The 23713-nt window shown below is 65.7% G+C and carries 21 protein-coding genes; 9 read left to right on the forward strand and 12 right to left on the reverse strand.

Annotation, left to right across the window (positions count from 1 at the left end; genetic code table 11):
• Positions 1 to 37: 37 nt before the first annotated feature.
• From GYH29_RS07095 to GYH29_RS07125, 7 genes are all read right to left on the reverse strand, one after another.
• Positions 38 to 1135 carry a CmpA/NrtA family ABC transporter substrate-binding protein gene (locus GYH29_RS07095; protein WP_052052058.1) on the reverse strand — a complete coding sequence of 366 codons (1098 nt, stop codon included), beginning with the start codon at positions 1133 to 1135 and terminating at the stop codon, positions 38 to 40.
• Positions 1136 to 1152: 17 nt separating this feature from the next.
• Positions 1153 to 1743 carry an ANTAR domain-containing response regulator gene (locus GYH29_RS07100; protein ID WP_019104471.1) on the reverse strand — a complete coding sequence of 197 codons (591 nt, stop codon included), beginning with the start codon at positions 1741 to 1743 and terminating at the stop codon, positions 1153 to 1155.
• Between the two features lie 431 nt (positions 1744 to 2174).
• Positions 2175 to 3500: a glycoside hydrolase family 19 protein gene (locus GYH29_RS07105; protein WP_198001648.1), complete on the reverse strand. Its 1326-nt coding sequence runs from the start codon at positions 3498 to 3500 to the stop codon at positions 2175 to 2177.
• Positions 3501 to 3878: 378 nt separating this feature from the next.
• Positions 3879 to 4100, reverse strand: a complete 222-nt coding sequence (locus tag GYH29_RS07110) for a hypothetical protein (protein ID WP_019104364.1) — start codon at positions 4098 to 4100, stop codon at positions 3879 to 3881.
• A 9-nt stretch (positions 4101 to 4109) separates the two neighbouring features.
• Positions 4110 to 4379, reverse strand: a complete 270-nt coding sequence (gene infA, locus GYH29_RS07115) for a translation initiation factor IF-1 (protein WP_019104365.1) — start codon at positions 4377 to 4379, stop codon at positions 4110 to 4112.
• Positions 4380 to 4798: 419 nt separating this feature from the next.
• The gene (locus GYH29_RS07120) at positions 4799 to 8071 is read right to left on the reverse strand and encodes an EAL domain-containing protein (protein WP_161523433.1); all 3273 of its coding nucleotides are present in this window, start codon (positions 8069 to 8071) and stop codon (positions 4799 to 4801) included.
• 202 nt (positions 8072 to 8273) lie between these two features.
• Complete coding sequence (locus GYH29_RS07125) at positions 8274 to 9722, reverse strand: aminotransferase-like domain-containing protein (protein ID WP_043591639.1); 1449 nt, start codon at positions 9720 to 9722, stop codon at positions 8274 to 8276.
• Positions 9723 to 9954: 232 nt separating this feature from the next.
• On the opposite strand from GYH29_RS07125, the gene GYH29_RS07130 reads away from it, so the two are divergent.
• The 8 genes from GYH29_RS07130 (at position 9955) to GYH29_RS07165 (ending at position 16975) form a co-directional block, all read left to right on the forward strand.
• Positions 9955 to 10662, forward strand: coding sequence for a LysE family translocator (locus GYH29_RS07130; protein WP_081950335.1), 708 nt, complete (start codon positions 9955 to 9957; stop codon positions 10660 to 10662).
• Between the two features lie 70 nt (positions 10663 to 10732).
• Complete coding sequence (locus GYH29_RS07135; protein ID WP_043591637.1) at positions 10733 to 11284, forward strand: isochorismatase family protein; 552 nt, start codon at positions 10733 to 10735, stop codon at positions 11282 to 11284.
• A gap of 109 nt (positions 11285 to 11393) precedes the next feature.
• Positions 11394 to 11612, forward strand: coding sequence for a DUF1737 domain-containing protein (locus GYH29_RS07140; protein ID WP_039756772.1), 219 nt, complete (start codon positions 11394 to 11396; stop codon positions 11610 to 11612).
• Positions 11599 to 12507, forward strand: a complete 909-nt coding sequence (locus GYH29_RS07145; protein ID WP_019104371.1) for an EamA family transporter — start codon at positions 11599 to 11601, stop codon at positions 12505 to 12507. Before GYH29_RS07140 ends, GYH29_RS07145 begins: the two co-directional genes overlap by 14 nt.
• Positions 12497 to 13414: a GlxA family transcriptional regulator gene (locus tag GYH29_RS07150; RefSeq protein WP_043591635.1), complete on the forward strand. Its 918-nt coding sequence runs from the start codon at positions 12497 to 12499 to the stop codon at positions 13412 to 13414. The genes GYH29_RS07145 and GYH29_RS07150 overlap by 11 nt, the downstream gene beginning before the upstream one ends.
• A 109-nt stretch (positions 13415 to 13523) precedes the next feature.
• On the forward strand, positions 13524 to 14168 hold the full coding sequence (locus tag GYH29_RS07155) for an LPP20 family lipoprotein (protein ID WP_039756774.1): 645 nt from the start codon (positions 13524 to 13526) through the stop codon (positions 14166 to 14168).
• A 74-nt stretch (positions 14169 to 14242) separates the two neighbouring features.
• Positions 14243 to 15439, forward strand: coding sequence for a flagella assembly protein FlgT middle domain-containing protein (locus GYH29_RS07160; protein ID WP_232060534.1), 1197 nt, complete (start codon positions 14243 to 14245; stop codon positions 15437 to 15439).
• Positions 15440 to 15502: 63 nt separating this feature from the next.
• A complete protein-coding gene (locus GYH29_RS07165) occupies positions 15503 to 16975 on the forward strand; it encodes an FAD-binding oxidoreductase (protein ID WP_161523434.1) in 1473 nt (490 codons plus the stop codon).
• Positions 16976 to 17030: 55 nt separating this feature from the next.
• Here the strand turns inward: GYH29_RS07165 and GYH29_RS07170 are convergent, their stop codons facing one another.
• The 4 genes from GYH29_RS07170 to sgrR form a co-directional block, all read right to left on the reverse strand.
• On the reverse strand, positions 17031 to 17447 hold the full coding sequence (locus tag GYH29_RS07170) for a RidA family protein (RefSeq protein WP_019104375.1): 417 nt from the start codon (positions 17445 to 17447) through the stop codon (positions 17031 to 17033).
• Positions 17448 to 17494: 47 nt separating this feature from the next.
• Entirely contained in the window at positions 17495 to 18709 is a 1215-nt protein-coding gene (locus GYH29_RS07175; protein WP_081575785.1) for a cyanate transporter, read from the reverse strand.
• Positions 18706 to 19251 carry a MarR family winged helix-turn-helix transcriptional regulator gene (locus tag GYH29_RS07180; protein ID WP_019103226.1) on the reverse strand — a complete coding sequence of 182 codons (546 nt, stop codon included), beginning with the start codon at positions 19249 to 19251 and terminating at the stop codon, positions 18706 to 18708. Before GYH29_RS07180 ends, GYH29_RS07175 begins: the two co-directional genes overlap by 4 nt.
• Before the next feature lie 105 nt (positions 19252 to 19356).
• Positions 19357 to 21039, reverse strand: a complete 1683-nt coding sequence (gene sgrR / locus GYH29_RS07185) for an HTH-type transcriptional regulator SgrR (RefSeq protein WP_161523435.1) — start codon at positions 21037 to 21039, stop codon at positions 19357 to 19359.
• 89 nt (positions 21040 to 21128) lie between these two features.
• On the opposite strand from sgrR, the gene GYH29_RS07190 reads away from it, so the two are divergent.
• Positions 21129 to 21332 (forward strand): hypothetical protein, encoded by a 204-nt coding sequence (locus GYH29_RS07190; protein ID WP_019103228.1) that lies wholly within the window; start codon positions 21129 to 21131, stop codon positions 21330 to 21332.
• On the opposite strand, the gene GYH29_RS07195 is transcribed toward GYH29_RS07190, so the two are convergent.
• A complete protein-coding gene (locus GYH29_RS07195; protein WP_081575783.1) occupies positions 21320 to 23701 on the reverse strand; it encodes a glycosyl hydrolase family 18 protein in 2382 nt (793 codons plus the stop codon). The two genes, GYH29_RS07190 and GYH29_RS07195, sit on opposite strands and share 13 nt — an antisense overlap.
• Positions 23702 to 23713 lie beyond the last annotated feature (12 nt).

The following is a 23713-nucleotide window of genomic DNA, read 5'->3' on the forward strand; positions in this document are numbered from 1 at the left end:
CCGCGCACTGTGTTTGTGCGTTGCAGCATGAAGGTTCTCAGCCAGGCAGGCCCAAGGCTGCGGGGTAGCGCGCTTGTCCGTCCCAGTCCACACCGTCGCACAAGCGGCCGCTGTGCTGCGGCCGGGCCGGGAGCGGCAGGCCCAGCGCGTCCGCCGCCTGCCGGTAGAGCCGGGTCTGGCTGACCTCGGCGGCCACGGTTTGAGCGTCCTCGTCGCCGCGCAGCCAGCCCCAGCGCCGGAACTGGTCGACGAACCAGATGCCGTCGGACGGATAGGGATAGTTGACCCGGCCTTGGTCGAAGAAGCGCAGCGCGGTCGCGCCGGCTGCGACCGAGGGCAGGGTGGCGGCGATCAGCGTTTCCGGCAGACCAATGTGTTCCGGCCGCGCCAGCCAGCGTGCCGCTTGGCGGCGGTGTTCGCTGTGCTCCAGCCAGCGGCAGGCTTCCAGCAGCGTCATGATCAGCGCAACGGAGGCGGCCGGCTCTTTTTGCGCGAAATCGCGGCGGCAGAGCAGGGCTTTCTCCGGGTGGCCTGGCCAGATCTCGCCGCTGACGACGACGATGCGGCCGGCCTGACGCGCCGCCGCCTGCTGGTGCCAGGGCTCGCCCGCGCAAAAGCCGTCCAACTGGCCGGCTTCCAGCGCCGCGCCCATCTGCGGCGGAGGAATTACCACCAGGCGCGCGTCGCTCCGTGGGTCCAGGCCTTGCGCGGCCAGCCAGTAATTGAGCCACAAGGCATGGGTGCCGGCGGGGAAGGTGTGAGCCAGCGTCAACGGCGGGCCGTCTTGACGGACGCGGCGGCGCAGTGCCTGTTCCGGCGACGCGGTCAGCGCGTCGGCCAGCGGGTGGCTGAGGGTGATGGCCTGGCCGTTTTGGTTCAGCGTCATCAGCAGCGCCATGTCGGCTTGCGGGCCGGCGAGGCCCAGTTTCATGCCGTAGGCCAGGCCGTACAGCGCCGCGGCGGCGTGCAGGCGGCCGTCCAGCAGCTTGTCGCGCACCGCGCTCCACGAAGGCTGGCGCAGCAGTTCCAATTCCAGGCCGTGGCGGCGGTCCAACCCCAGCTGGCGCGCGACGATCAGCGGCGCGCTGTCGGTTAGCGGCAGATAGCCCAGGCGCAGGCGGTACGGGGCGGTCATGGGAGTGTCCTTATGGTTCAGCCCAGCAACTCGGCTGCTTTGATCAGTTGCCGGGCAAGCTCGGCGATGCGTAGGCCCTCGCGCATTGCCTGCTGGCGCAGCGCCTGGTAGGCGTCGTTTTCGCTGAGCCGGCGTTTGTCCATCAGAATGCCCTTGGCGCGCTCGATCAGCTTGCGTTCGGCCAGCTGTTGTTCCGCCGCCGCCAGCCGTCGCCGCAGCCTGCCATCCTCGGCGAAGCGAGCGCGGGCCAGGTCGATGATGGGCGCCAGCCGCGCGGCGTCGGCCTGGTCCACCACGTAGGCGGCCACGCCGGCGTGGACCGCGGCTTCTATCGTGGGCAGGTCGCCCTGATCGGCGAACATCACCACCGGGTGCGGGGCGATTTCGCCTAGCAGCGCCAGCTGCTCCAGGGTGTCGCGTGATGGCGATTCGGTGTCCACGATCACCACGTCGGGCCGCAGCCCTTCCACCGCCTGCAGCAAGGCCGCGGCTCCGTCCACTTCGGCGGCGACGGCGTAGCCGGCGCGCGCCAGCGCCTGGCGCAGCGAAGCGATGGTTTTGGCGTGGTCGTTGACCAGCAGCAGGCGCAGCGGCGGAGGGGCGGACATTGCGGCACCGGGGAGAACGGGACGGCTTGGTTGAAGCAAGCGCCGTGCCCGCGACCCTGTCCAAAGTCCGCTGGGCTTTAGAACCTGTTTACGATCAGCTGCGCGTCGGCGATACGGCGTTGAAATCGCTTTCGAGATGCTTATGTACCACGTGCACACTCCGCTCTCTCAGTGGTTTTCGCCTTGTCTCGCCCTCGCTCGCGGGACTTTGAACAGGCTCGTAAGAGCAGGGCTCAGGAAGTACAGCGGACTTTGCGCAGGGGCTGAGGTTCTTGATGCGATTTTTAGAGTGGTCGCCGCCGGATTGACGCGGCGTTTAGCCGTGATGACCTATCGTGGAGCCGAGACATGGCCAATGGACAGGGAGGTGACGCACGGGTGAACAAGAGTCGTTGGCGAGGCCGGCCCCGCGTGAGCGGAGCCGGCCGATTTCATTTCAGCTTGACGTTCCAGTTGTCCTCGACGCAGCGCTGGTAGTTGCCGGCTTGCAGCGCGCTGTACGGTGTCTGGTAATTCACCAACTGGCATTTGTAGTCATTGCCCCATTTCCAGTCCTTTTCCCAATAGATGTTGTAGGCGGCGGAGCTGGCGGCGCTGAAGCGCTGCATATTGGCGCAGGACAGTTGTTCGTTGCCGTAGTCCCAGCCTAGATCTTTGGCGAATTGGCGGTAGTAGTCGATGCGATTCTGCGCCGCTTGACGTTCGGTGCCGCCGCCGCACTCGGCGTTGACGATCTGGATGGTGGTGGCGAAGTTGTTGCCGGCCCCGGCGGCCTTGTCCGCGGCGTTGGGCACCCAAGTGCCGTCCAGCACGTGCAGCATCGATGGTTTCGGCGGCTGCGGGAAGACGAAGAAGAAAGTGGCCGAGGTCAGATTGAGCCAGGTGGAGGCCACCAGGTCCGGGTTCTTCAGCAGCACCGACTGGTCGCCGTTGTACATGGCCTGGGAGAAGGGGCCGTAGTTGTAGTTGTAGGACAGCTGTTTGGCGCCGCGGCCGAAGTATTTCTTCCAGCTGCCATCGGCGTTCTTGCCGCAGGTCCACACCTTGTTGAACACCGGGTCGGCGCATTCGGTGTTGTAGCCGCAGCCGGGGCCGGTTTCGTCGCAACCCATCTCGCGTAGATATTTCAGGCCCTGGCGCCATTCCGGCACCGTGTCGCTGCGGTTGTGGTCGCCGGTTTCCTGGGCGAAGTGGGCGAACATGGTGGCCAGGCTGTGGCGGCAAATGGCGTCACCGTCGCGGCCGTCGCTGTAGTCGTCGCAAATGGCGGGAAACTTGGCGATGGCCTGCAGGAAGCGCTGGTAGCTGTAGCTGGCGTCGCGGCGCGAGAAGTAATACTCCCACTTGGCCGCCGGCAGCAGCCGTTCCACCCGGCGCACGTTCAGCGGATTGGCTGCGCTGCCGGGCGCAACTTGCTCCACCTGAGCGTTGGGCAAGGTGCGGATCGAGGCTTTGACGTTGCGGAAGAAAGCGGTATCGGTCAGGGCTGCCTCGTATTGCAGCGCTTGCTGCAGAGTGGGCGGCTGAGGCTGGCCCGGTTCGGCCTGCGCCGCGGCTTTGGCCGCCGCCACCGGCGTCCAACTGCCTCTAGGATTGGCGGCCGGCGTTTCGGCGCGGGTGCGCCATTTCGCCTGCCAGTCCTGGCCTTGCCATCGGACTTGTTGTCCGGCTTGGTAGGCAGCGCCGGCGTTCCAGGGCGCGGCGAATACGGCCTGGCAGGCCAGGCCGAGCAGCAGGGCGGAGAAGGGTTTGCGCATGTTGGCTCCTTTGTCGAGCTGCCGACGCGGTGGGTGCCGCGTGGAATCGGGGCAGCCGTTTATGGGGGCCTGGACAAACCCAGTGCGCGGTCCGGCAGCGTCGTCGCGCCGTACTTAACAAACCGCTCGCGATGGTTTTTTCGAGGCCCCTTAGGTGGTTTTCTGCCGTGCGCGACGCACGGCATAGATACCACTATGGAACCAATTTTTGATATGTCAAATGACTTTTTTAGGGAGAATCAGATTGACGCGGCAATGCGGCCGACCCGAGGCTAAGCCGGGTTCGGACAAACAAGGCGGAAGCGGCCGCGGCTGGCGCCGGGGTGAGATCCCGGGCAGGGTGCGGCTTTAGGCGTCAATCGTAACTGTGCGGCCGTCTCAGGGGCGAGAGGCGTTGATCCAGGCGTCGTGCGGGTAACTGGCGGAATCCAGCCCCAATTCTGACGAAAAGGTGATGTGACAGTGACGTCCTGCTGCATGGACCGCAATCACGGTAAAAGTGATCGCGGCGCTATCGTGTTGTTCGGCGATGTAATCGCCTGGTTTGAGTTCATTGACTCGCAAATGTTGCTCCAGGGCATGACCGCGATAGCGGATCATGCCGGCAGATCAACGGCGTCGGTTGTGATGCGGGCGAGGAGTGCCGCCGCCGGCCGGCGCCGTCGGATGACGGAAATTGATGCGGCCCTTGGTCAAGTCGTAGGGCGACATCTCTACAGTGACGCGGTCGCCTACCAGAACGCGAATACGGTGCATCTTCATCTTGCCCGAGCCATAGGCAAGGATTTCGACGTTGTTGTCCAGGCGCACGCGGAAGCGGGACTCGGGCAACATTTCAATGACAACACCTTCCAGTTCGATCATGTCTTCTTTGGACATTACGATTCCTTTCTAATACGGTAGGCCAACAGCCACAGCGGCAGTCACGTGGACTGCCGCGAGCGGGTGCTATTGGCGCGTCTATTCGGTAACCAAGCTAGGGAGGGGCTGGCTTCACAGGCAGCCCTCAGGCAAGGCGGAGCGTCCAGCAGGCAGCTGCCGGAACGATCAGAAAATCTGAGGCGAACGGTATTATATATCTAACGCACTGATTTGTCAGAAAAATACAAGGATTTTTCCGGCAATGGCCGAATCAGGCGCGGCGAAGAGGAGGTTTTCACAAAAAAATCAGGGAGATGGATTTATCCGCCGCCGCCGTCGCTGTGTTGAAAATCTGATCGGCAAGTCGGTTTCTTCGCCTTGGCGGCATGGGGTCTGTTCAGCGTCACACCCTGGCGCGCGAGACTTTGAACAGGTTCTCAGGGGCGGAGCGGGGCCAAGCCGCCGTTTTTGACCAGTTCTGCGAACTCGTCTTCCGGCAGCGGCCGGGCGTAGAGAAAGCCTTGTCCGTGCTCGCAGCCGGCGTCCAGCAGGAAGCGACGCTGAGCCTCGTTCTCCACGCCTTCGGCCACCAAGCCGAGACGCAGGGTTTTGGCTAGCGAGATGATGGCCAAGCTGATGCTGGCCTCGTGTTCGTGGTCCGGCAGGCCGCGCACCAGGGATTGGTCGATTTTCAGCGTTTGCACCGGCAGTTGGCGCAGATAGCTGAGCGAGGAGTAGCCGGTGCCGAAATCGTCGATGGACAGGCCTACTCCCAGCTGGCGCAGTTCGCGCAGCACTTTCAGATGCGCGTCCGGATTGCTCATCACGAAGCGTTCCGTGATTTCCAGTTCGATCTGCCTCGGCGGAATCCGGCAGTCGCGCAGCGCCTGTTTCAGCGTTTGCAGGATGGGGGCGCGCTGGATTTGCGCCCCGGCGATATTGAGGCTGAGCACGCCCGGAGAGATGCCGGCATCCTGCCAGCGGCGCAAGATGCCGCAGGCGTGGCGGATCAGCCAGCTGCCGATTGGAATGATCAGGCCGGTTTCCTCCGCAAGCGGAATGAAAGTGTCCGGCCCAATCAGACCCAGGCTTGGATGTTGCCAGCGCAGCAAGGCCTCGGCGCCGACTAGGGCGCCGCTTTGCAGGTGGTATTTGGGCTGGAACACCAGAAACAGCTCTCGCCTCTCCAACGCCAGGCGGAGTTCTCGCTCCTGTTCCACCCGTAGCCGCGCGCGCTGGGTCAACTCCTCGGTGTAAAAGCGGAAGGCGCCCTTGCCGTCGTTTTTGGCCTGGTACATGGCGGCGTCGGCGTTGCGCATCAGGGTGTCCGCGTCTTGGCCGTCGCGCGGGTAGATGCTGATGCCCACGCTGCAGCCCACTTCCACCTCTTGTTCTTCCAGCCGGAACGACCGGGCGCAGGCTTTGACGATTTTGTTGGCGATGTCGATGACCGGGTTGTCTGCTTTCTGGTTCTCCAGCAGGATCAGAAACTCGTCGCCGCCGATGCGGGCCACTGTGTCGTTGGCGCGCAGGCAGTCCTTGAGCCGGGCGGCCACTTCCACCAGCAGGCGGTCGCCGGCGCCGTGGCCGCGGGTGTCGTTGATCTGCTTGAAGTTGTCCAGATCGATGAACAGCACCGCCACACGGCGGTGCTCGCGCTTGGCGGTCTGAATGGCGTGCTCCAGCCGCGACAGAAACAGCAGCCGATTAGGTAGAGTGGTCAAGGAGTCGTAATGCGCCAGATGCGCCATTTCGGCGGCGGATTTCTTGATCTGGGCGATATCGGAGAACACGCCGACATAGTTGCGCACCGCGCCGTAGCCGTCGCGCACCGCGGTGACGGTGAGCCAGGCCGGCTCCACGCTGCCGTCCTTGTGCCGATTCCATATCTCGCCTTGCCAGCGGCCGTGTTCCGCCACCGCCTGCCATAGCCGGCGGTAGAAGCCGGCGTCGTGGCGTCCGGAGTGCAATAAGCGCGGGCTTTGCCCCAGAAGATCGGCGCGGGCGTAGCCGGTGAGCGCGCTGAAGGCGGAGTTGACGTCGAGGATGCGCAGGTCGGCGTCGGCGATCATCACGCTTTCCAGCGTGTGCTCGTAGACCGCCGCGGCTTGTTGCAGGGTCTGCTCGCGGAGCTTGAATTCGCTGATGTCCTGCAAGGTGCCGCTCAGGCGGAGGACGCGGCCGCGGTCATCCTGTTCTAGCGCGATGTGATGGCGCACGTAGCGGTTGCCGCCGTCCGGCAGCAGGATGCGATGGTCCAGTTGAGCGGTTTCGCGCCGGCGCAACACTTGGCGCAGGCAGCGGCGCAGCGGATGCCAGTCGCCGGGCGGCAGCAGCGCGGGCAATTGCGTCAGCGGCGGGGGAGGCCGCGCAGGGTCCAGCCGCCACAGTTGATACAGCTCGTCGGACCAATGCGGCGCGGAGTCGCCGCGTCGCCATTCCCAATGACCGATGCGCGCCTGGGCCAGCGCCTCGCTCTGGCGGCGTTGGGCATCGCTGTGGTACTGGCTGCGATCCAGGAAGTTGGACAGCATGTCCGCCACCGATTGCAGCATGTGCTGTTCTATCCACAGCCAGCTGTGGGGGGCCGGCGCGCTGACCGCCAGCACGCCGCGCCAGCATTGGCGAGGCCGCAGCGTGGCCAGCAGCGCGCTCTGTCCGTTGTCGCCCAGCAATTGCCGCAGGACGGCGGCGGCTTCCGGCGCGTCGGCGCTGTCGTTCAGCTGCAACGTGCGCTGCTGGCCCAGTTGTTGTTCCAGCCAGTAGAGCTTGGAACGAGGAATGACCGGCGTTTCGGCCGGAGGGCCGGCTCCTCGCGCCTCGCGCCGCCACTCGCGGGCGATGCGCACTTGCTTGCCGTCGATATCAAGCAGGGCCAACAGGCAGTGATCCGCGCCGAGGAAGCGGCCCACGCGCTCCAGCAGGCCGCTCATGCGCGCCCACAGCGTTTCGGCCGGCTGGCTGGCCAGTTCCGCGGACAGGCCGGCCAGTTGGGCGAGAATGTCCAGATGGCGTGTCAGCAATTGTTCAGAGGTGAGCCGGTCGGTGGCGTCGTGAAAGGTCAGCAACAGGCAGTCATGATCATCCGCCCGCAACGGCCGCGCGCGGATGTCGGCATGGCCGACTTCGCCTCCCGGCCGACGCAGCGGGGTAGCGGCGATTTGGCTGGGCTTGCCCTTGGGCAAGGCCAGCAACGGACGCAACGCTTCGGTCAGCCCGCTGCCGGGCGCCAGCGCGGAGAGTGCGACAGGATAGGCGGGGGCGTTGGCGAGGCCCAGCCACTCCATCAGCGCGGCGTTGGCGTACAGCACTTGTTGGCCTGCAGGCTCTAGCAGCAGCACGCCGTCTTCCAATTGTTCCAGCATGGCCTGAGCCGGCGACAGCGGCTTGGCGGAGGAGGGCTGCGCCGGCTGCAGCAGTTGCCGTCCCAGATTGTGAGTCATGTCCGTCAGCATCTGCCGCGCCTGCCGTCCGGCGGCGCTGTCCTGAGGCAGGAAGGGTTGGGCGGCCAGCGCGGACAAGATTTGCGCTTCGCCGATGGCGTGGCGCAGCGCGTAATCGCGCAGTTGTTCCAGTTGGCGTAACAAGCTGTCCAGCGACGCGCCAGCGGAGAAGGCGGCGTCGTAGCGATTCAGCAGATCGCGCAGACGGCGCTGGTGTTTGCCGGCGGCGGACCTGCTGTCGGCGGCTGGTTTCTTGGTCGTCGGCATGAAGTCTCTTTCTGCGCTCGCGCCCGTTGCGGGCGCGGTCAGGTCTTGCTTCATTGTTAGGCATGGATTGCAAAAAGGCCAACTACTTAATAGCAATATGAGCGGTTCATAAAAACCCTCGCGCGGCTTGAAAATGTCTTCGCGCGCGGCTCGGCGCGGGCTCGCCCGACGCCCACCGCGTGGAGGCGCCGCCGGCGGGTCGTCAGGAGCGCCGGAGCTGGCCGGCCAGAACACCGACGCGCGCCAGCGCCGCCAGATAGCGTTCGTCCAGCGGATAGCAGCAGGACAGCCGCAGGGCGTTGGGATAGCGGCCGCTGGGGGAGTACAGCGGGCCGGGCATGATGCTGATTTTCTCCGCGATGGCGGCGTGGAACAGCGCCACCGCGTCGATGTCCTCGGGCAGCTCCACCCAGATCAGAAAGCCGCCGGAAGGCGCCGTGGCGTGAGTGCCGGCCGGGAAGTGGCGCGCGATCATGCCGCGCACCTTCTCCACGTGGGCGGCGTAGCGCCGCTTCAGCGCGCGCAGATGATGGTCGTAGCCGCCGGACTCCAGGAAGGCGCCCAGGGTTTCCGCCAGCACCGCCGGCTCCGCCACGGAGGAGGCGAACTTGAGCTGGCGCAGCGTGTGACCGAAACGGCCCCCTTCCATCCAGCCGATGCGGAAGTCCGGCGCCAGCGTCTTGGTGTAGCTGGAGCAGACGATGACCCAGCCTTCGTCGTCGAAGGCCTTGACCGCCGGCGCCAGGGTGTCGCCGAACTGCAGCTCGGCGTACAAGGCGTCCTCGATCAGCGGCACCTGGTGGCGGGTGATCATCCGCGCCAGCCGCTTCTTGGCTTCCAGCGGCATGGTCGAGCCCAGCGGGTTGTGCACATTGGGCATCGCCACCAGCGCGTTGATGCGCTTTTCCGCCAGCAAGAGTTCCACCGCGTCGATGGACAGGCCGGTTTGCGGATCGGTGGGAATTTCCACCGTTTTCAGACCCAGGCTGGCGATGAGCGGCAGCAGGTTGAAATAGGTGGGCGATTCCAGCCCCACGGTGTCGCCGGGCCGGGTGACCGCGCGCAGCGCCAATTGCAGCGCTTCCATGCAGCCGTGGGTGAGCACGATGTCCTGAGCCTGCAGGGTCATGCCCAGTTCCAGGCCGCGGCGCGCGATCTGGGTGCGCAGCCGCAAGGAGCCCGGCGGTAGTGCGTAACGGCTGACCATGCCGGGCTGGCGGCGCAGTATCTGCCCCATCAGCCGGCCCAGCTTGCTGCCGGGATAGAAGTCTCCTCCATGCGGACAGGCCAGCGCCAGGTCGATGTAGTCCTCATTCTGCTGCGCCTCCAGCACGGTGTCGATCAGGCCCAGGACCTGTGGGCGGGTGGGCGCGGCGGGGCTGCTTAGGGTGGCCGCCGGCCGAGCCGGCGACGGCAGCCGCGCCCGCACGTAGTAGCCGGATTGCGGCCGGGCCTCGATCAAGCCGCGGTCCTCCAGCACCCGGTAGGCGGCCACCACGGTGTTCAGGCTGAGCTGGCGGCTTTGCGAGGTGCGCCGCACCGACGGTAATTTGGCGCCGGGCGGCAGCGTGCCGCGCTTGATGGCCAGCGACAGATCGTCGGCCAGTTGCTGATACAGCGTGGGGGCTTGGGGAGCGACAATGGGTTCCATGAGGACAGCTTGCCGCGCTTGGGCGACGGGAGACAGACACAGTACCCATGATAGGTGATGGTGACAGTTTGAGGAAATGCCGCGCTGTCACCACTGCGAAAGGTGACAGCTGCGGCTGTTGGCGTTGCGAGCCGCTGCGTAGCATGGATGGGGAAAACGGGGCCGCGTCGGCCCCTTGCATCGCCATGCCGCGTCGATGGACGGCGCGGAGCAAGTGAAAGAGAAGCCCGCCATGCCTGAATTCGCCCTATTGTCCTACGTTGCGGTGATGTCCATCACCCCCGGCCCCAATAACCTGATGTTGACCGCGTCCGGGGTCAATTTCGGTTTTCGCCGCACCATTCCTCACATGCTGGGCATCAGCCTGGGTTGCGCCTTCCAAGTGTTCCTGGTGGGCAGCCTGTTGTCGCTGTTGCTGGACGGCATCCAGACCGCGCGCTTGCCGCTGGCCTTGATGGGGTGCGCCTATCTATTGTGGCTGTCCTGGAAGATTGCCCGCGCCGGCCAACCTGAGGCGGGTGCGGCGGCGCGGCCGCTGGGTTTTGTCGGCGCGGCACTGTTTCAATGGTTGAACCCCAAGGCCTGGGTGATGGTGATCAACGCCGCCATCCTGTTCATGCCGGCTGCGGACGGTCAGCGCTGGCTGGGCGCGGTCATGCTGGCGGCGGTGTTCGCCGTGGTCAACCTGCCGTGCATCGGCGTCTGGGCTTGGGCCGGCGAACGTTTGCGCGCTTGGCTCGCCAGCCCGCGCGCCTTGTTGGGTTTTAATCTGAGCATGGGGGTATTGATGGCCGCCACCGCGCTGTGGTTGCTGTACGACGAGTTCCAGCCGCACGGTCCGGCCAGGGCCGCCGAGATCGCGGCCGCGCCGGCGGCGCCGCAAGCGGTGGGCACGATGTCCGTTTTTGACAGTGGCTTGTCCGTAATCAGCGTTAAATAAAGGCGCGCGAGTCCGTAGCATTCGGGCTGTGTTCAACAGCGTCCAGCCTGGACGCGAGGGAGAAACCGCCATGAAGAAAACCGCCTTGCTGGTGATTGACGCACAAGAATCATTCCGCCACCGCCCGTATTGGAAGGAAGACGAGATCCCGGCTTTTCAGGACAAACTGCAGCAATTGATCGCCGGTGCGGAAGCGCTTGGCGCGCCGGTGATCAACATCCTGCACGAAGACGGCGACGAGGCCTTTTCCGCCGCCTCCGGCCTGGTGCGGCCGCTGGAATGGCTGCGCCACCGGCCGGCCGCCACCTTCGTCAAGCACGTGCACAACGCGCTGACCGATTCCGGCCTGCAGCCCTGGCTGATCCGCCACGGCGTCCAGCGCTTGATCGTGTCCGGCATCCGCACCGAGCAATGCTGCGAAACCACCACCCGGGTGGCGTCCGACCTGGGTTACGAGGTGGACTTCGTCACCGAGGCCACGTTGACCTTCGCGATGACTCATCCGCATAGCGGCCAGGTGTTCAGCCCGGCGGAAATCCGGGCCAAGACCGAGCTGGTGCTGGCCGGCCGCTTCGCCGATATCGTCAGCGTGGAGCAGGCGCTGGCCAAGCTGGCGCGCTGAGCGAGCGGGTATTTGACCGTCGCCATCGCGACTGTCTGATGGTACTGTGAAGCGCTATCTAAAATGAATGCGGCGGGCAGGGCCCGCCGCGCAGCCATGGGAGAATTGCATGCGGCCCACCCTTCCCCCTGACGGCATGCCGGCCTATCGTCTGCTGAGCGGCCCGGACGACGCCGGCTTCTGCCGCCGCGTCAGCGAGGCGCTGGCCTTGGGTTACCGGCTGCACGGCTCGCCGGCGGCAACCTTCGACGGCGAGCGCGTCATCGTCGCCCAGGCGGTGTTGTGGCCGGGGGCGTCGGCGCAAGGAGACGGCGATGTCGTGGAGTGATTTGCTGCAGGCGCTGGCCATCGTGCTGGTGTGGGGCGTCAACTTCGTGGTGATCAAATGGGGCGTGTCCGATGTGCCGCCTCTGCTGCTGGGCGGCTTGCGCTTCTGTCTGGCCGCGGTGCCGGCCTTGTTCTTCATCCGTCGGCCGGCGTTGCCCTGGCGCTATCTGCTGGCCTACGGCCTCAGCGTGGGCGTCGGCCAGTTCGCCTGTCTGTTCACCGCCATCAAGCTGGGCATGCCCGCAGGCTTGGCCTCGGTGGTGCTGCAATCACAGGCTTTCTTCACCTTGATCCTGGCCGGTTTGTGGCTGCGCGAGCGCTGGCAGGCCAGCCAGATGGCCGGGCTGCTGCTGGCCCTGGGCGGCCTGGTTTTGATCGGCCTGAGCAAGGGCGGCAGCATGACGGCGGTGGGTCTGGGGCTGACCATCGCCGCCGCCTTCAGCTGGGCGCTGTCCAATGTGGTGGTGAGGCAGATGGGCCGCGCCGGCTACCGCGTGCAGCCGTTGGGACTGGTGGTGTGGTCCAGCCTGGTGCCGCCGATTCCGTTCTTCCTGCTGTCCTGGTGGCTGGAGGGGGGCGAACGCATCGCCGCCGCTCTGGGGCATTTCACGCCGCAGGCCTGGTTCGCGGTGGCCTATCTGGCCTTTGTCGCCACTTTGTTCGGTTACGGCTTGTGGAGCCGATTGCTGTCGCGCCACCCGGCCGGCAAGGTGGCGCCGTTTTCGCTGCTGGTGCCGGTGGTGGGCGTGTTGGCGTCCGGTGTGTTGCTGGACGAGCGCTTGAGCGCGCTGCAAGCCGCCGGCAGCCTGCTGCTGCTGGCCGGCTTGGCGGTCAACGTGTTCGGCGCGCGCTGGCTGGCGCGCTTGCGCGGGGGGGAGGCGACGCGTGGCGCTTGATGTCTTTTTCGTGTTGCCGCCCAATCTGCTGCTGGTGGATCTGGCCGGCCCGGCCGACGCTTTTCGCATCGCCGCGCAACTGGGGGCGTCGTTTCGATCACACTTCATCGCGCCGGTATCCGGCGTGCCCACCTCGCTGGGCCTGAGCCTTGAGGGCGCCTCGCCATTGCCTGAGGTTCTGCCGGACGAGGCGCTGGTGGTGATCAGCGGCGCCGCCCATTCGATCGAGGCTTACGCGCGGCCAGAGGCGCGCGAGATCGTGCGTTGGCTGCGTCGCAAGGTGGACCCCAGCCGCCAGCGCGTGGCCAGCATTTGCTCCGGCAGCCTGCTGACGGCGGAAGCCGGTTTGCTGGACGGCCGCCAGTGCACCACTCACCACACCTTGCTGGAGCGCCTGCAGCAACTCGCGCCGCAGGCCAGGGTGCAGCAGAACCGCGTATTCGTGCAGGACGGGCCGATCAGCAGCAGCGCCGGCATCACCGCCGGCGTGGACCTGGCCTTGCAGTTGATCGCAGAGCTGGCCGGGCCGGGGCTGGCGCGCGATGTGGCGCGCCACATGGTGGTGTATTTCCGCCGTTCCGCCGGCGACCCGGAGTTGTCGCCGTGGCTGACGCACCGCAACCATTTGCACCCGGCGGTGCACAAGGCGCAGGACCTGATCGCCGCTGATCCGGCCCGCGCCTGGAGGGTGGAGGACTTGGCCGGCCAGGTGCACGTCAGCGCCAGGCATTTGTCGCGCTTGTTCCGCGAGCACGCCGGCGTATCGGTGCACGACTATCACACCGGGCTGCGGCTGGCGCTGGCCAGTCAATGGCGCGGCGCCGGGCTGTCCAAGGAGAAGGCCGCGCTGGCTGCCGGGTTTTCCTCGGCGCGGCAGTTGAACCGGGCCGGCGTAGGCGCTTGCTGACGCGATCTGGATTTTGTTTTTATTCAAGTTTTGCATAGGAATGCCGATGTTGCGGTTGACGTTCGCTTAGATCGCTTCATAATTCCAGCAACATCCAACGGTATTTGCCATGAAAACGATTCCCAGTATTGCCTGCTTTCTGTCCGTCTTGCTGGGCTTGTCCGCCTGCGCCACCGCCGAGCGTCCTCCGCAGGCCGCCGAAGCGCCGCGAGCCGCCGCGGGAATGACGCCGAGCGGCGTCGGTTTCGTCGGCCCGGGCATTGAAACCGAGGCCCCCAAGGTGGTGGTCAAGGAGGTGAACCCCTATCAGCCCATCGTGGTGCGGGTGGTGGGCAGCGGCGCGGCGCCGTACACCTCCAGCCTGACGCCGTCGCAGCGCAAGCTGCTGGCGCTGCGCGCCGCCCGGCTGGACGCTTTCCGCGCCATCGCCGAACAGGTGCAGGGCATGAAGCTGGTGGGCAACAGCTCGGTGTCCAATATGATCGCCAACAGCGACAGCTTCCGCACTTACGTGGACGCCTATCTGCGCGGGGTCAACATCGTTTCCAACAGCATGAAGCCGGATGGCACCAGCGAGGCCGTGGCCGAGATCACGCTGGATCAGGATTTCTACAAACAATTCCGCCAGGCGCTGGACAAGACCGGCGGCAGCGTGATGAAGGCTTCGCAGGAGAACGCCACTTCCGGCCTGCAGTGCGCGGAAGGCAATTGCGGCGCGGCGCGCTACAACAGCAACTACTACATGGCTCAATGATGCGGTTTCGTTTCCGTACCCTGTTGGCCGCCGCGTTTGCGGCGGCTTTTGTTTGTCCGGTCGGCGCCGAGGTCATGCGCGCCGAAGGCGTGGCCTCGCTGGACAACGGCGTGGCCGCCGCGCGCGAGCAGGCGTTGCAGGACGCGCTCAAGATGGTGGCGCTGCGCCAGGGCGCGCGAGTAGAGGCTTCGCAGGGGCTGGATTACGGCAAAAGCAGCGAGTCCGGCTCGCTGACGCCGTTGGCGCCGGCGCAGGGCGCGGTCAAGGTGACGCAGGAATTCCAGCAGGGCAAGCTCTACCATGTATTGGTGGAGGTGGACACCGGCAAGCCCTCCGGCGCCGCGCGCGGCAAGGAGCCCGCCTGCGCGATGCCGCCGGGCCGCAGCCTGCGTCGCAAGATCGTCACCACTTATTTCCAGGTGGACCGGCCGGCGGAGGCGTCCGACATGCCGGAGCTGGCCACCGGGCTGCCCACCGAGCTGTCGCGGCGTCTGGGCGCCAACCGCATGTACAGCCTGCTGGACGCCAACACGGTGTCAGTGCTGCCGGATTCGCGCGTGGCCGAACCGGCCGCCGGCGCGGAGATCGCCCGACGCATCGGCCAATCCGAAGACGCTCAGTTCGTGGTGGCCGGGCGGGTGCTCGCCACCGGCGCCACCGCCAAGGGGCTGCGCAAATCCCTCTACGAGTCCAATAACACCAGTCAGCAGGGAACCTTCTACAACGGGCCGTTCGCCGGCCTGTTTGGCGGCGGGGTCAAGTACGTGCCCACTGAGCGCCAGTTCGACGCCGAAGTCTGGGTTTACGACGCGCTGACCGGCGCGCTGCTGGCCAGAGACCGGGTGTCGGAACTGGCCAAGGGCGACGTGACGCCCAATCCGCCGCGGCCATTTGCCTCGGCGGCGTTCTGGCAGAGCGATTACGGCCAGGCGGTGAACCGGGCGCTGGATCAGGCGGTGAGCCGGATTGGAAACGTGATCTCTTGCATTCCGTTCTCCGCCCGCATCGTCAAACTGGTCGACGCGCGTCAGGTGTATATCAACGCCGGCTCGCTGGACGGCGTTGCGGTCGGCGACAAATTCCTGGTCTACCAGCGCAAGAGCGCGCAACCGGTGCGGGATCTGATCTCCGGGCGCGAACTGGGCGTGCTGGAGACCTTGGCCGGCGATGTCATCATCAGCCAGGTGCAGCCTAATTTCGCCGTCGGCGCGGTGCAGTCGCAGGGCAAGGTGAGCGAAGGGGACTACGTGCGCTTCATGCCGCGGCGTTGACGCGGACCCGGCGCGTGCCGCGCCGGCTTGTCATGACATCGGGCTGTCCGTAGACTGCTGCGTATGCCGAAGCCTCCCTTTACCCCCCGTCCCGTCCCTCCCTCCACTGTCGATCCGCTGCGCCGCGCCCTGCTCAAAGCCGGGCTGTTGAGTGCGGCGGCGCCGCTATGCCAGCCGCTGCTGGCCTGGGGGGCGACAGTCACCGGTGGAGTGGTCAACGACATCACCGGTATGAATCCGGTGACTGTGACGCAAGTGGCGACGCCGCGCAGCAATGCTGACATTCAGCAAGCGCTGCGGCAGTGGCCCGGCCCGGTGTCGATAGGCGGTGGCCGCTTCAGCATGGGCGGGCAGATAGCCAGTCCCGGTAGTTTGCATCTGGACATGCGACGCTTCAATCGCCTACTCAGCCTGGAGCCGCGCTTGCGCTTGGCGCGGGTTCAGGCCGGCATGAGCTGGCGTGAGCTGCAGCAATGGATAGACCCGCATGGGTTGGCTGTGAAAATCATGCAGAGCTATGCCAACTTCAGCATTGGCGGTTCATTGTCGGTAAACGCCCACGGCCGTTACGTCGGCCTGGGGCCGCTGGTGAACGCCGTGCGCTCCATCGTGATCGCGTTGGCCGACGGCAGTTTGCTATCGGCCAGCCGCCAACAGCGGCCGGAGGTGTTTTTTGCGGCGATAGGCGCTTATGGCGCGCTAGGCGTGATCTGCGAAGTAGAGCTGGAACTGACGGACAACCAGCGGTTGGAGCGGCAGGTCAATCGCATGAGTCTGAATGACTACCGCGATTTCTTCTTCAAGCATGTCCGCGCTGACAGCCGTGCGTTGATGCACAACGCCGATCTGGCGCCGCCTTATTTCCAGATGGCGACCGCAGTGACTTGGCGCGTGAGTGATAAATCGCTGACGGATAGCCGCCGGCTAACGCCTCAAGGGCAGCGCTATTGGCTGCAAGAGGGCGCGATCCGTGCCTGGGCAGAATTGCCTGGCGGGCCAGTCTTGCGCAAGAAGATCGCGGATCCGTTGCGCTTCGCCCGCGCCGCCGTGCTCTGGCGCAACAGGGAGGCCAGCCTGGATGTGGCCTCGCTGGGCCGCATCGCGGATGCTGAGCACAGCTTCGTGTTGCAGGAGTACTTTGTCCCGGTGGCTAAGCTGGAGCATTTTGTCACCGCGATGGCGACGATTCTGGAAACGCACAAGGTGGCCGCACTCAATGTGTCGATTCGGCATTCACCGGCGGACGCTGGCACCGTATTGGCCTGGGCGCGGCAGGAGGTGTTCTCGCTGGTGCTGTATTACCGGCAAGGAAAGGACGAAGCCGCGCGGCGCCAAGTGGGGCAATGGACCCGCCAATTGATAGACGCCGCGCTGGCTCAGGGCGGCAGCTATTACCTGCCTTATCAGCTGCATGCCAGCCGCGAGCAATTCCACCAGGCCTATCCCGACGCCGGAAAGCTGTTGGCACTGAAGCGGGTATTGGATCCTGCCAGCCGTTTCCGCAATCAGCTGTGGAATAAATATCTGATGGTCTAATAGTCTGTTTAAAGCCTGCTGCGCTTGAACAAGTTCATGGCGGGTTGGCTCCGCCTCAAGCGGGCAGGAAGGCGGTGGCCTCGATCTCGAACAGCATGCCGTCCAAGGCCAGCCGCGGCACCGGGATCAGCGTGCAGGTCGGCGTTGGCAGCGCGCCCCAGGCGGCGCTCAACAGCGCGCCGAAGGCCTGCAGCCGCGCCTCGCTGTGATCGACGATCAATACCGTCAGCTTGGCGACGTGGACGAGATCGGCGCCGCCGGCGGCCAACGTTGTGCGCAGATTGGCCAAGGCTTGGCGCACTTGCGCCTCGAAGCCGTCTGCCAGCTCGCCGGCGGCGTTTTCGCCGCCCTGGCCGGCCACCAGCAACATGCGGCTGCCGGGGTTGACGATGGCCAGATGGGAATAGCCGTTGGGCGCCGGGTCGTAGAGGCCGGCGGGATTGCTTAGGCTGAAGGGGATTGCGTTGCTCATCTGCTTTCTCCTGCTGGTTTGCCGGGCGGCGTAGCGCCGCCCTGGGGTTAGCGGGTTTGCGCGGCGACGGCGGCGGGGGTTTGCATCGCCTCGGCGTAGCCCTGCGGTGCAAAGCGACGGGTCAGCACCAGCAGGCCGGCGATCAACAGCGCCAGGCACAGCCAGGCCAGGTTGAAGCTGGAGGTGGCATCGCGGATCCAACCTGCGGCGAACGGCGCCACCGCGGCGATCAGATAGCCGATCCCCTGCACGAAAGCCGACAGCTGGCCGGCGTTGCGCGCGTCTTCATAGTGGTGCAGCGTCAGAATCATGGTCAGCGGGAACAGGCCGCCCACGCCCAGGCCCAGCAGCGCCACCCACAGCAACAGCAGGCCACCGTGCGGCGCCAGCACCATGCCCAGCAAGCCGGCCAGCACCGCCAGCAATACCAGGGTAAGCCAGCCGCGCATGTCATGGCTGCGCGCAGACAGCAGCGGAATGGTCAGGCCGGACACCACTTCCATGCCGGTCATGAAGCTGAGCATCAGGCCGCCTTGCTGCTGGCTCCATCCCAATTGCACGAACAAGGCCGGCAACCAGGCTAGCGAGCTGGCGTACACGGCGGTGCCGATGCCGAAATAGAAGGCCAGCAACCAGGCGCGCGGAATCTGGCTGAATTGCGGCGCGCGGGCGGCGGAGCCGCCGCCGGGGGCGCCGCGCGGCGCGCTCAGCAGCCAGCAGGGCAGCGCCAATATGGCCAGCGCGGCCCAGGCGGCCAGCCCGTTCTGCCAGTGCGCGCTATGCGAGGCCAGCCACGGCGCGCCGGCGGCGGCCAGGGAGGCGCCGCCCATGATGGCGGTGATGTAGAAGCCCATCAACGCGGAGACCTTATGCGGGAAATGCTGCTTGATGAAGCCGGGAATCAAAGCTTGGGCCAGCGCGATGCCGACGCCGGCCATCAAGGCGGTGGCCAACAACGCGCCGAAGCTGGCGGGCAGCCAGCGCAGCGCACTGGACAGCAGAATCAGCAGCAGGGCGATGACCACCCCCTGGCGCGCGCCTGCGCGGCGTTCCAGCCAGCTGCCCAAAAAGGCGCCGGCGCCCATGGTGGCCACCGGCAACGTGGTCAGCAGGGAGGCGTCGCTGAAGCTCATGCCGGTGGCGTGGCGCAACTGATCCAGCAGCGGACCAATGGCGGCGAGGGTGGGGCGCAGGTTGAGGCCCACCAGGATGATGGACAGCGCCAGCCACAGCGGGCGCTGAACGGGAGTGTCTTGCTTCATGAGGTTTTTCTTTCGGTGGGGGCGGTGCTGGGCATGACGTCCGGCTCGGCTTGCGCTTCTCCGGGGAAACTTTGCAGCCATTGGCTCAGCAGCGCGGCCAGTTGCTCGCGTTGCGGCTCGGCCAGCGCGGACAACGCGGCTTCTTGGGTGGCGATGTGGGCGCTCATCGCCCGTTCTATCAGCTCCAGCCCGGCCGGACTCAAACGGATCAGCATGCCGCGGCGGTCGTTGGGGTCGGGCAGGCGCTCCACCCAGCCGGCGTTTTCCAGCCGGTCCAGCCGCTTGCTGACCGCGCCTGAGGTCAGCAACAGCGTGGTGTACAGCATGGTGGGGGAGAGCTGATAGGGCGCGCCGGCGCGGCGTAGCGTGGCCAGCACGTCGAATTCGCCGTCCTTGAGCCCGAAGCGGGCGAAGTTGTCGGCCAGCGCGCGCTCGACATGAGTGACCAGCCGCGCCAGCCGGCCGATGACGCCTATGCTGGCGCTATCGAGGTCGGGACGCTCGCGTCGCCACTGGGAAATGATGGTGTCGATCTTGTCCATGGCGGCGATTATGTCATGGATATGTGTTCCTGGGAAGATATTTCATATCAAGTATCTTTATATGAAATTATACAGATGCATGAAGCTTCGTTGTCATCCTCCGTTTCAGCTGTCCGGGTGCAGCCAAGCGGATTTGAAATCGAACCAGCCCAGGCTGTTGAGGCGCACGCCCTGCATCTGGGCCGGGCCCTGCAAGCGCAGCCAGTTGTGAAACAGCGGCAGCATCCAGCGTTGTTGGACCACGGCGGCGGACAGGTCCTGGGCGTGGAACAGGCCCTGGCGCCAGCCTTGGCGCCATTGCGCCAGCGGCAGCGCCGGCTCCAGGCAGCGGCGCAGCAGCGGAGTACCCAGCACCCAGGCGGCCACAGAGTATTCCGGCCGGGTGGCGAAGTTGACCGAACCCAGCCATAAGTCGGCCTCGGCCTGTCCCTGTTCCCAGTCGGCGTAAGGCAGCGCGCGGCACTCCAGCGCCACGCCGCGGCTCAGAAGACAGCGAGTCATCGCGGCAGCGATCAATTGGTACTCCGGATGCTGTTCGTAATAGGCCAGCCGCAGCATGCTCAGCCCCGCCGGCGGCTGCAGGTTCAGGGGGGGCTGGGCGTGGTGCCAGTTGGGAAGCAAGCCCGCGGCCGGGGCCCAGTACTGGCGCACCGCCGGCGCGGTTTCGTGCATGACGGCCAACGGGGTCAGCGTTTGGGCCAGCCAGTCGCGCAGCGCTGTATCGCGCATGAGGGGCGAGCGGCTGTCGGCAAGCAAGAAATACACGCCGGACTCCAGCGCCATCTCGGTTTGCACGCTGGGCTCTCGCGGGTTGATACGCACTTCCAGGCCGCAGACTTGGCCGTCGCCGTGCTCCAACTGCTCGCCCAGCTCCGGCACCATCCAGATATCCACTTGGTCCAGCAGCGCGCGGTAGCCGAAGTAATCATCGAAGGCTTGCAGGCATAGCTGATGGCGGGTATTGGCGGCCACGCGATAGGGACCGGTGCCCACCGGGCGGGAGGCGAAGTCGGCGCGCGAGGCGTGGTCGGCGGGCAAGATCAGAGCGGCGCTGTCGGCCAGCAGCCAGGGCAGCCACTGGTCGGGCTCGCTCAATTCCAGCGCCAGGCTGCGCGGCGACAGCGGCCGCACCGCGGCCAGGTGGGAAAACAGCGGCTGCGCGCGCAGCCGCAGCAGCGAGGCCTGGACATCGGCGACGCTGAGTTCGACGCCGTCATGCCAACGTACCGCCGGGCGCAGGTGAAAATGCCATTCCAGCGGACTGTGCTGGTTCCAGTGATGGGCGAGATCGCCTTCTACTTCCCCTTTTTCCTCGTTTATCCGGGTTAGGCCGTTGAAAATCTGCCCAACCAGATGGCGTTCCGAGCGGCGCAGCGGCGTGCCGGGGTAGAGATTGGGCAACGGCCGGTAGTAGGGCACGCCCAGTACCTGGCGGTCCTGGCTCCAGCGTTTACCCAGCCGCGCCAGCAGCAAGGGCGCCAGTTCGCCGCGGTCGTCGCCCAGCAGGTCCACCGCCTGTTCCACCTTGCCTTGCTCCAGCAGTTGCGCGGCGCGTTCCCGTTGCAGCTGCTCCGGAGCTTGCAGAAAGCTCAGCCGCGAGCGCATGCCTCGGCCGGCCCGCGCTTGCCATGCTATCCAGCCTTGAGCCTGCATCTGTTGCAGCAGGCTGCGCATGTGTCGGCGGGTGCAGAACAGCAGGTCCGCCAGCTGCTGCAGCGAGACGGCTTCGGCCTGGCCGGCGAAATGGCGGTGGAGTTTTTGGTATTGCTGGGTGAGCCGCGCGGACATAAGGGGAAATTTCCTGATTAAAAGTCAGCAATTTTTATTGCCTCATATTGCGCCGACAATACTCGCATCCACAGCGGGAGTCCACAGCGATGAAAACCGAACAGATCTTATTGTTTTACCGACGCTTTCTCGACGGCAAAAAGCCGGTGCTCGGCCTGACGCCGCAAGCGGCGCTGGCCAGCTTGAACGAGCTGATGCAATGGCAACTGCCGTCGGAAGACGGCGCAGAAAAAAAGCCGGGCGAACCCGGCTTGGAAGGTACTGAGGAGAACGAGGGAGTTCAGCGTAAGTAAGGCAGGTAGGGCGCCTCATCGCGGATGGCATAGGTCTTGCCGGCCAGGGTCACGCTGAAGTTGCGCGGACCGGAGATCGGCAGATAGTAGACCACGGCCAGGCTGACGCTCTGACCCGGGGCCAGCGTTTGCCACGACGGCAGCTTGACCGAGACACGATGAGCGTCGCCCTTCAGGCCGCCGATATTGTTGCCGCTGTGTCCGACGCTGATCACCTTGAGCCCAAAGCCGGACTGGTCAGCGAAATTGGACGGCGCCGAGGTGGGCACGTCGAACTGGAACTCAGTGCCGCCAGGCAGGCTGCTGCCGGAGCGGTTGGTGATGGTCAGCTTGGGGTTGATCGGATAATTGCTGTCGCCCAGCGCGAAACCGTCAAGCGAGAAGCCCACGTCGATCGCCGCGGTGGCTGCCGGCGCGGCGGCGGCGGGCTTGACGCTGACGGCGGCCGGTTTGCTGAAGGCGTTGTACAGCAGGCTGGTCAGCGTGGTGCCAATGAAGTACTCGCCCTTGCCGCCGTTGCGGTCCTGTTTCCAGTCGTAGTCGCCGGCCAGTTCCCAGAACATCACGCCGCCGACGTTGTTGGCGTCGACCCAGGCGGCTTTCTTGGCGATGGATTGTTCATCCTCGGTGGACAGGAATACCTTCTTGCCGGCGTTCCATAGCCACGGCGCGCTCAGAGTGTCGTTGTAAAAGCGCTGGTAGCTGCCGTTGAGCTGGTTTTCCGGCTTGCTCGGGTCCAGATACGCGGACAGATAGCTGCCGGCCTGGTTTTTCTCCAGGTTTTTGGCGTGCCACATCGGGTTGGAGCCAGCGCCCACTTCACGGCCTTGTTCGTCCAGGTCGTGCCACAGATTGTCTATGCCCACTGCGCCGTCGCCGCAGGTTTTCAGCCCGGTCGGGCAGTTGCCGCCCACTGAAGTGCCCCACAGTCCATTGCTGCCGCCGTTGACGTTTTTCCAGCCGCGGGTGTAGTAGGGCACGCCGATATTGACGCGCGCCGCCGGCAGGCCGCCGCGGTAGTAGTGGTAGGACCAGTCGGTGTTCAGATAGCCGATGCCGCCGTATTGCGCGGTGGTGTACACGCTCCAGCGCGCCAGTTCGGCATCCTTGCCGTCATCGTAGAGCGCGGCGTTGGGGCCGACGAACTCGTTCCAGGCGCCGTGCAGGTCATAGGACATCACGTTGACGAAGTCGAAGTTGCGCAGGCTTTGGAAGGCCTCCATGCCGCGCAGCAGATAGCCGGATGCCGGCACCGCGGCCGTGAGCTGGTAGTAGCGGCCGTCTTGGGCGGCGGCGCGGTCCAGCCGTTCGCGCAGCGTTCGCGTCAGCGCGTTGAAGCCCTTGTTCAGCGAGCCGCGGCGGGCGTTGGCCACGCTCCAGTCCAGCGGGTTGCCCGCGTCGTTCATCGAGGTTGGGTATTCGAAGTCGATGTCCACGCCGTCGAAGCCGTATTTGCGCAGGAAGGCGACGGCGGAGTCGGCGAAGGCGTCGATGCCGGATTGGTTGACGCTGCCGTCGGCGTTGATGGTCATGCTGTAGAAGCCGCCGCTGTTGACCCGTTTGCCGTCCGCGCCGAAGTAGCCGCCGGTTTCGGCCCAGCCGCCCACCGAAACCAGGGTTTTGACGCCCGGATATTTGCGCTTGTACTGGGTCAGCAGGTTGAAGTGGCCCTTATAGGGCAGGCTGGCGTCCATCTCAGCGCCGGGCACGCCCGGCCAACTCATGTCGGTTGCCGGGTTGCCGGGATTGTTCTCGCCGACCGACAGGCGGTTGTTGCCGTCCACGTGGGCGAAGGCGTAGTTGATGTGGGTGAGCTTGCCCCAGGGGATGTCGCTGGCGAGATAGGCGGGCTGGCCGTTCTTGCCGGTGCGCCAGCTGGTGAAGTAGCCGATCAGACGCTTGCGGCTGCCGTTGGCCAGTTGTTCGGCGCCCCCTTTTTGGTAGACCGCGCAATACGGCACGTCCACGCCGTCGGTGCGCGCCAGACCTTCCGGCCGGCACAGCGCGTTGCCGGTGGGCGGCGGCACTTGCACCAGCGGCGGTTCGGTCGGGTTTCCGCCTCCGCCGTCGCACTGGCCTATCAGCTTCCACGGGCTGGCATCGCCGGCTGCGGGCGTGTTGCCCTGAGTCCACCATTTGGCCTCCCAGGTCTGGCCCTGGTAGCTGACGCGCTGGCCGCCGGTGTAGATCGATCCGGAGCTCCAGGCCGGGTCGGCGCAGCTGGCGGCCGCGGTTCTGATCAGGCTGTCACGCGCGGCGGGGGCCGGCGCTTTGGCGGCGGTGGGGGCGTGCTGGGCGGCCAGCAGCGCGGCGCCGGCCACGGCGGTGCCGGCCAGGCCGGTTTTCAGCAGCAGTAAGGCTTTGCTCACAGTCCATCTCCT

Origin of the sequence: Chromobacterium haemolyticum, assembly GCF_009936155.1 — a bacterium.
GTDB classification, from domain to species: domain Bacteria; phylum Pseudomonadota; class Gammaproteobacteria; order Burkholderiales; family Chromobacteriaceae; genus Chromobacterium; species Chromobacterium haemolyticum.

Excerpts from the sequence above, each read along its gene's own strand:
- GYH29_RS07095 (WP_052052058.1), bottom strand. The coding sequence starts at position 1,135 with ATGACCGCCCCGTACCGCCTGCGCCTGGGCTATCTGCCGCTAACCGAC.
- GYH29_RS07100 (WP_019104471.1), bottom strand. The coding sequence starts at position 1,743 with ATGTCCGCCCCTCCGCCGCTGCGCCTGCTGCTGGTCAACGACCACGCC.
- GYH29_RS07105 (WP_198001648.1), bottom strand. The coding sequence starts at position 3,500 with ATGCGCAAACCCTTCTCCGCCCTGCTGCTCGGCCTGGCCTGCCAGGCC.
- GYH29_RS07110 (WP_019104364.1), bottom strand. The coding sequence starts at position 4,100 with ATGATCCGCTATCGCGGTCATGCCCTGGAGCAACATTTGCGAGTCAAT.
- infA (WP_019104365.1), bottom strand. The coding sequence starts at position 4,379 with ATGTCCAAAGAAGACATGATCGAACTGGAAGGTGTTGTCATTGAAATG.
- GYH29_RS07120 (WP_161523433.1), bottom strand. The coding sequence starts at position 8,071 with ATGCCGACGACCAAGAAACCAGCCGCCGACAGCAGGTCCGCCGCCGGC.
- GYH29_RS07125 (WP_043591639.1), bottom strand. The coding sequence starts at position 9,722 with ATGGAACCCATTGTCGCTCCCCAAGCCCCCACGCTGTATCAGCAACTG.
- GYH29_RS07130 (WP_081950335.1), top strand. The coding sequence starts at position 9,955 with ATGCCTGAATTCGCCCTATTGTCCTACGTTGCGGTGATGTCCATCACC.
- GYH29_RS07135 (WP_043591637.1), top strand. The coding sequence starts at position 10,733 with ATGAAGAAAACCGCCTTGCTGGTGATTGACGCACAAGAATCATTCCGC.
- GYH29_RS07140 (WP_039756772.1), top strand. The coding sequence starts at position 11,394 with ATGCGGCCCACCCTTCCCCCTGACGGCATGCCGGCCTATCGTCTGCTG.
- GYH29_RS07145 (WP_019104371.1), top strand. The coding sequence starts at position 11,599 with ATGTCGTGGAGTGATTTGCTGCAGGCGCTGGCCATCGTGCTGGTGTGG.
- GYH29_RS07155 (WP_039756774.1), top strand. The coding sequence starts at position 13,524 with ATGAAAACGATTCCCAGTATTGCCTGCTTTCTGTCCGTCTTGCTGGGC.
- GYH29_RS07160 (WP_232060534.1), top strand. The coding sequence starts at position 14,243 with ATGCGCGCCGAAGGCGTGGCCTCGCTGGACAACGGCGTGGCCGCCGCG.
- GYH29_RS07165 (WP_161523434.1), top strand. The coding sequence starts at position 15,503 with ATGCCGAAGCCTCCCTTTACCCCCCGTCCCGTCCCTCCCTCCACTGTC.
- GYH29_RS07170 (WP_019104375.1), bottom strand. The coding sequence starts at position 17,447 with ATGAGCAACGCAATCCCCTTCAGCCTAAGCAATCCCGCCGGCCTCTAC.
- GYH29_RS07175 (WP_081575785.1), bottom strand. The coding sequence starts at position 18,709 with ATGAAGCAAGACACTCCCGTTCAGCGCCCGCTGTGGCTGGCGCTGTCC.
- GYH29_RS07180 (WP_019103226.1), bottom strand. The coding sequence starts at position 19,251 with ATGGACAAGATCGACACCATCATTTCCCAGTGGCGACGCGAGCGTCCC.
- sgrR (WP_161523435.1), bottom strand. The coding sequence starts at position 21,039 with ATGTCCGCGCGGCTCACCCAGCAATACCAAAAACTCCACCGCCATTTC.
- GYH29_RS07190 (WP_019103228.1), top strand. The coding sequence starts at position 21,129 with ATGAAAACCGAACAGATCTTATTGTTTTACCGACGCTTTCTCGACGGC.